Source organism: Pedococcus sp. P1_H8 (assembly GCF_056405175.1).
Genome location: NZ_JBFUCP010000036.1, coordinates 1 through 718, shown reverse-complemented (window position 1 = coordinate 718; position 718 = coordinate 1). Strand labels below are relative to the sequence as shown.

Annotated in this window: 1 protein-coding gene; it reads right to left on the bottom strand. The window is 70.9% G+C overall.

Going from position 1 to position 718, the window contains the following annotated elements:
• On the bottom strand, positions 1–718 hold a 718-nt coding region (locus tag AC1DYG_RS18675), incomplete at both ends, for a xanthine dehydrogenase family protein molybdopterin-binding subunit (RefSeq protein WP_477641366.1).

Sequence of the window (718 nt, the reverse complement as noted above, 5' to 3'; positions counted from 1 at the left end):
TGCCGTACCCGCGCAGTGCGCCGCTCGGCACGGTGTTCGTGTACACGGAGTACGCGTCGTACTTCTTGTTGGCGCAGCGGTAGATGGAGACCGCCGCCCCGCCCGCGAACAGCGTCTCGCCGCCGTGGTTTCCGTAGGCGCCGGTGTTGGAGACGCAGCGGATCTTCATCGCGGTGAGGGTGCCGTCGGCCTTCGCGCCGAGGGTGACCGTCAGCTTCATCGGGTGCCGGGGCGAGGCCGTCGTGAACTCCTCCTCCCTGGTGAACTCCAGGCAGACCGGGCGCCCGGTGTCCAGCGCGGCGAGGGCCACCAGGTCCTCGGAGATCACCTCCTGCTTGCCGCCGAACCCGCCGCCGACCCGCATGCAGAACACCCGCAGCTGGTCGGGGCGCAGGGCGAACAGGTGGGCCAGCTTGACCTTCGCGATCGAGGGCGACTGGGAGCTGGTCCGCACGTGCAGGCGGCCCTCCTCCATCCACGCGATGGACCCGTGCGTCTCCAGGTGCGCGTGCTGCACGCGCGGGGAGGAGTAGGTGCCCTCGTGGACGACGTCGGCCTCGGCAAACCCGGCTTCGACGTCGCCGACGTGCCCGTGCAGTTCGAGCAGGACGTTGTGCACGGGGTCCCGCACGTACGGGTCGTGCGAGCCGTGCAGCGCGGGCGCGCCGTGGGCCATCGCCTGCTCGGGGTCGAACACCGCGGGCAGCACGTGGTACTC